Origin of the sequence: Bradyrhizobium sp., assembly GCF_004799445.1 — a bacterium.
Lineage (GTDB): Bacteria > Pseudomonadota > Alphaproteobacteria > Rhizobiales > Xanthobacteraceae > Bradyrhizobium.
Genome location: NZ_SSNA01000238.1, coordinates 1 through 5,294, shown reverse-complemented (window position 1 = coordinate 5,294; position 5,294 = coordinate 1). Strand labels below are relative to the sequence as shown.

Below are 5,294 nucleotides of genomic sequence, written 5' to 3'. Positions count from 1 at the left end.
CATCATGCGGAGGGTTCACCCCTACCGCGGAGAGAACAGTGGGCCCGGCAAGGACGATCATTGGAGAGCTTGACACCCAGACCCGGAATTAGAGAACAAAATCTGCCAAAGGCGGAAGTGGAGGACCCATCCGACAACACGTCGAGGCCGAGTTCCGTATCAGCTAAGCGGCGCGCACCGAATCGAGGAACTTACCAACTTCGAGCTTAAGCCGGTTGCTGTCGCCGGACAGCATCTGCGCCGCCGAGAGAAGCTGCGAGGAGGCTGAGCCGGTCTCGCCGGCGCCGCGTTGAACGTCGGCGATGTTCGAGCTCACTTGCGTTGTGCCTTGCGCGGCCTGCTGTACGTTGCGGGAAATCTCCTGGGTCGCTGCGCCCTGCTCCTCCACCGCCGCAGCGATAGTCGAGGAAATCTCCGAGAGTTTCTCGATGGTGCCGCTGATCTCCCTGATCGCGCCGACCGATTCCTCGGTCGCGGCCGGGATGCCGGCAATCTGCTGGCCGATCTCGCCGGTGGCCTTCGCGGTCTGCTCGGCCAGCGCCTTGACCTCAGAGGCCACCACGGCGAAGCCCCGACCCGCCTCGCCGGCGCGCGCCGCCTCGATGGTGGCGTTGAGCGCCAGCAGATTGGTCTGGCCGGCGATGGTGTTGATCAGCTCCACCACGTCGCCGATGCGGGCGGCCGCCTTCGACAATTGGCCGACGCGATCATTGGTGGCGCGCGCCTGGCCGACGGCCTCATTGGCCATACGAGCCGATTCCTGCACTTGGCGGCTGATCTCGTTGACCGATGAAGTCAATTCTTCCGTTGCCGAGGCCACCGACTGCACATTGGCCGAGGCTTCCTCGGACGCGGCGGCAACCACGATTGCGAGCTCCTGCGAACGCACCGCGGTCGTGGTGAGCTTAGAGGCGGAGGCTTCGAGTTCGGTCGAGGCCGACGACACGGTCTCGATGATCTCGCCGACCGCGGATTCGAAATCGTCGGCGAGCTTGATCATGTCGGCCTTGCGCTGCTGCGACTGCCGCTGCTCATCCTGCAACTGCTCGGCACGCAGCCGATCGTTTTCGATCATATTGGTCTTGAACACTTCCACGGCGCCGGCCATCTCGCCGACCTCGTCCTTGCGACCAAGACCCGGTATCGCGATGGCGGTATCTCCTCCCGCGAGCCCGGTCATGGCCCGGACCATTGCCGAAAGCGCCTTCGATATCGAGCCGCCGATCACGAACGAAACTCCGCTCACGACGACGACCGCCAGTCCCAGCGCGACCAGCATCCAGGTCTTTATGGCAGCGCGGGCACTCGCTTCGGCATCCTCGGCGTCGTTGTAGAGCCGCTCCACGCTCTGCTGGACTTCGACGATAACCGGCTCGATGTCGTGAAACTGCTTCGACATCGCCGCGCCATCGCGCGCGAATTCCTGCGCACCATCGGCCCAGGCGGAAAAATCCGCCTGGTATTTTTCCAGCTTCTTGGCGATATCGGCCTTCAGCGCCGGCTGCATGTCGGAGCCTGCCAGCAGCTTCGAAAATTCCACGGCCGCTTGTTTCAATTCGCCGATGTAGTACATCAAGGATCCTAAGGCCAAAATTCCCGGCACCAAGATGACCTACGCCGGCCTCAAAGATGAGCAAAAAACCAGTGACCTTTCAGCTTACCTCAAGCAATACGGGCCGGACGGTAAGAAAATGTGAGACGCGGCTGCCGGGGATCGCTGTCCCCTTTGACTGCTTTCATGGTCTTCTTGTGCTTTCGCGCGGACGATGTGAGCGATCAACAATACTGTTGCTGCGGTGCACCGGTCGCGTATGGCGCGTTTGAGACATTCCGACCGTCCCTGACGATGTCCGTTTCCGGGGGAAGACCGGAAGTGGCTGGCAGAGGGTCAAAATGACGAGTTTGACCCTCTGCGGAAGCTAAGGTCGTGCTTAAACGACCGAGGCTGGAGGCCATGGGTCGCCCCTTTGGCGTTTGTTATGAGAAAGGCCCGCTGTTACTCGGGCCTTTCTTTTTTAGATTGCGACGCCGTAGTAATCGTTCACCGAGCGAGTTCTAACAGGGTCGCTCCAGTTCCAGGCGTTGTCGTTTCCGTATTTCGGCGCTCCCTTCAGCTGCGTTTCGGTGATGCCGGTACGATAGCCGCCAAGGTTCGTGTCGTATTTCAACGACTGCCAAGGCAGGGGATAATGATCGTCACCAACTCCGAGAAAGCCGCCGAAGCTCAAAACAGCGTATGAAACCTTGCCGCTCATTTTGTCGATCATGACGCGCTCGATCGAACCTATCTTCGTATCGTTGGCGCCATATACTGCGGTGCCTTCAACCTTATCACTGCCGATAAGGGAACCTGTTTCTCTCGTTTCCGTAACCATTGTTGTTCCTCCTTGGTTGGAGAACGTGCAACAGGCGGCTTAGACAATTGTTCCGAAAAATAGTCCTCCGAAGAGGTCTATTATTATTATTCATCGAGCCTGTCGCGACCCCGTTGGTATCAGGCCGCCTTTGCTGTCTTAGCCAACGGCAGCGCGGACTCGCTGATCTCTACGGTGGTGACGGCAAAACCTGCCAACTGTGCAGCTCCAAAGCTGGTAGAAATAGCAACGTCCGCGGCGTCACGGCCGCGTGCCATTACGATCCGGCCGATCCGCGGATGGTTGTGACGGGCGTCGAACGTAAACCATCTGCCGTCGAGATAGGCCTCGAACCATGCGCTGAAATCCATTGGCGCCGGATCGACGGGGACACCGATGTCGCCGAGGTAGCCCGTGCAATAACGCGCAGGAATGTTCATGCACCGGCACAGCGTAACGGCGAGGTGCGCGAAGTCGCGGCAGACGCCGACGCGTTCCTCATGGCCTTCCGAGGCCGTTCGATCGCAACGTGCGTGCTCGTAGCCGAAGCAAATCCGGTCATGTGCATAATCGCAAATCGCCTGCACGCGTTGCCAGCCCGGGGTCGCGCCGCCGAAAAGCGACCAAGCAAGGGCGGAGAGTTTTTGGGTATCGCAGTAACGGCTACCCAGCAGATAGACCAGCATATCATCTGGCAAGTCACCGACCTCCAGCTGCCGCGCTTCGAGCGCGACTTCATCCGGCAGGCCTCTGTCCGCGATTAGAAAGTCGTTCCGCATTACGATCAGACCGGCCGGCGCAACAATCCGGGTGCAGGTGTTGCCCAACATGTCGACATAGTCGCGCGACGGAATGTTCGGCGTGAATTGAATGCTGTGTTCGCTCAACAGATCGCCAACCCGGGCCGGATCAATGCTGAGCATCAGGGTCATCGGCGTATCCTGGAAGCATTGAAAGGCGATGTCGTAACCGGCACGGATTTTCACGTCGTTTCTCCTTGAGGACTGGTAAATTTAAATCGTGGCCAAATAAGCGCGAGACGCGGCGTTCGTTCCCGCTAAAAGCCTGATCCGGATGCGGAAATTTCGGGCAACGGCGACAGCGCAATTCCACGTTCGGCGTGCATCCGATTTAATCAGGCGATGCGCCGACCAACCAACCTTACCTTTTCCCACGCCGAAGGTGACGAGTTTGCTCCGTTTTAACGGGAAAAAGTGCTTGTCATAAAGGAGCGATTTCTCTGATGCGGGCGTTCCGTTGTTGCCCGCTGGAGTACTACGGGCCAACAAACAGAGGAAACACCGCTATGTCCAAAAAGCAGCCGAGCACCATAAGCAGTCGGTAGAGCATCATACGCATGCCGCGCGTCACCACGGCGAGGCAGCTAAACATCATGAGGCCGGACAACACGAAAAAGCGGCCCATCATGCACACACCGCAAGGGGACACGCGCTTCACGCTAGGCATCACTCCGACGAAGCGGCCAAGTCTCACATGGAGGAACACGGCAAGAAGTAGTTACTGAGACGTGCCCATTAACGGTTTGGATTGGAGGCCGCCTGCTGAGGCGGCCTCTTTCGTTGCTCAAGCCATAGGTTGATGTCGGCTCGTGGCACCTTTGAGACATGCCGACGGATATCGAGAGTGTCTGCTTATCGGGGTAGACCGGAAGTGGTTGGCCCACGGTCAAAGCGACGAGATTGACCCATTTCAGAAGTAGGGCCTGCATGAGACCATGCCGTGCAACAGCAAGCACATCGTCACTTCGTTCTGTCGTGTCAGCGCCGATGCGCGAAGCCGATGCAGGTTCGCAGTCCTCACCGATCCCAATGTGGAGGCCCCATATTGTCGTCAACACTGCCCGGGTAGTTGCCGTCCCCATACAGACCTCCCCACCCTGAATGATAGGTTGGATATTCATTGCCGTAGCCAAATCTGATCGCGTCTTGCGCGGGCATTCTATGATGACGATAGAGCTCGCGATACGGGTCGTGCATTCCATAGCCGTCACTGGCAGCCATTGCCGGACCCGCGAGCATCAGCGAAAGTGCGGCTGCACCGATCAATCGGAAGGTCATCGTAATATCTCCTCTTTTTTCAGCGGACGAACGGGGTGACAGCATTCGTTACGAACGACACCGCCCGATGATCGAACGCCAACATGTTGATCTCTTGTGCAGCCGACATGGGAATGCATTTTGCCAACACCACTAACTTTGATGTTAGAAAAGCGGCTAATCCTTCAAGCGGGCGTGATCGGCGAGCCGATAGGATGAAATCAAACGCCAATTCGGAATCACGACCCCGCGCCCCTGCCGTCAGCCTTCAAGGCGATGGCGTGGCCTCCATCAATATGTTGTCGATTGGGTCTTCTTCGATACCAGCGGCCCATTCATTGGATGAGTCCGCGTTTGGCACGAATCGGACCACCAGTGATGTCCGCAGTTCGGTCGCTATCGGGGAAATAGCGGAAATGGCACGGACCCGCCAATTTGGCCGAGAATGACCCATCAGCGAAGTTGGCCGTGCCCAACCGCAGTGGCCGATCGCCGGCTCTCCGGGCGCGAGCGCCAGGCATAATAACCGGCCGTCGAGACCCCGAGCACGTCGCAGAGAACGGTCACCGGATAGACGGCGCGGCGATCTTCGATGAAGCGGAACCTCATGTCCGAACTCCAGCAAAGATCGCGATCGACTTCCTAAGAAACAGCCGGATTGGCGTCCCCCGGAATGGCCTGCAGCACGAAGCCTAGCGATTTGGCCCGGCGCTGAAGGTTGGCGAGGACACGGCTGCGATATTGTTGCTCATATTGGTCGGCACCTGGATCCCTGTAGCCGCGTTTGTATCGGCAGCGGATTGCGCGTGCTCCGTAACCTGATGGACCACGGGCAACTGCAGCACGGTCACTCGCTGCCCTTCAGAGAGCTGCGTCACCAGCA

4 protein-coding genes and 3 pseudogenes are annotated in these 5,294 nt (G+C 58.7%); 1 reads left to right on the top strand and 6 read right to left on the bottom strand.

Going from position 1 to position 5,294, the window contains the following annotated elements:
* Window positions 1-163 precede the first annotated feature (163 nt).
* Window positions 164-1,567: pseudogene (locus E8A46_RS30165) on the bottom strand (methyl-accepting chemotaxis protein); the annotation flags it as partial.
* Between the two features lies 1 nt (window position 1,568).
* On the opposite strand from E8A46_RS30165, the pseudogene E8A46_RS30160 reads away from it, so the two are divergent.
* Window positions 1,569-1,697, top strand: a pseudogene (locus tag E8A46_RS30160) (cytochrome c family protein); the annotation flags it as partial.
* Window positions 1,698-2,015: 318 nt separating this feature from the next.
* On the opposite strand, the gene E8A46_RS30155 reads toward E8A46_RS30160, so the two are convergent.
* The 5 genes and pseudogenes from E8A46_RS30155 to E8A46_RS30135 all read right to left on the bottom strand — a co-directional run.
* Window positions 2,016-2,375 (bottom strand): PRC-barrel domain-containing protein, encoded by a 360-nt coding sequence (locus E8A46_RS30155; RefSeq protein ID WP_291568910.1) that lies wholly within the window; start codon window positions 2,373-2,375, stop codon window positions 2,016-2,018.
* Between the two features lie 119 nt (window positions 2,376-2,494).
* Complete coding sequence (locus tag E8A46_RS30150; protein WP_291568909.1) at window positions 2,495-3,340, bottom strand: transglutaminase family protein; 846 nt, start codon at window positions 3,338-3,340, stop codon at window positions 2,495-2,497.
* A gap of 831 nt (window positions 3,341-4,171) precedes the next feature.
* On the bottom strand, window positions 4,172-4,432 hold the full coding sequence (locus tag E8A46_RS30145) for a hypothetical protein (protein WP_291568906.1): 261 nt from the start codon (window positions 4,430-4,432) through the stop codon (window positions 4,172-4,174).
* 432 nt (window positions 4,433-4,864) lie between these two features.
* Window positions 4,865-5,020: a hypothetical protein gene (locus tag E8A46_RS30140; protein WP_291568912.1), complete on the bottom strand. Its 156-nt coding sequence runs from the start codon at window positions 5,018-5,020 to the stop codon at window positions 4,865-4,867.
* Window positions 5,021-5,103: 83 nt separating this feature from the next.
* A pseudogene (locus E8A46_RS30135) lies at window positions 5,104-5,294 on the bottom strand (hypothetical protein); the annotation flags it as partial.

What these genes read in the sequence shown, in the direction of transcription:
- E8A46_RS30155 (WP_291568910.1), bottom strand. Translation starts at nt 2,375, where the DNA reads ATGGTTACGGAAACGAGAGAAACAGGTTCCCTTATCGGCAGTGATAAG.
- E8A46_RS30145 (WP_291568906.1), bottom strand. Translation starts at nt 4,432, where the DNA reads ATGACCTTCCGATTGATCGGTGCAGCCGCACTTTCGCTGATGCTCGCG.
- E8A46_RS30140 (WP_291568912.1), bottom strand. Translation starts at nt 5,020, where the DNA reads ATGAGGTTCCGCTTCATCGAAGATCGCCGCGCCGTCTATCCGGTGACC.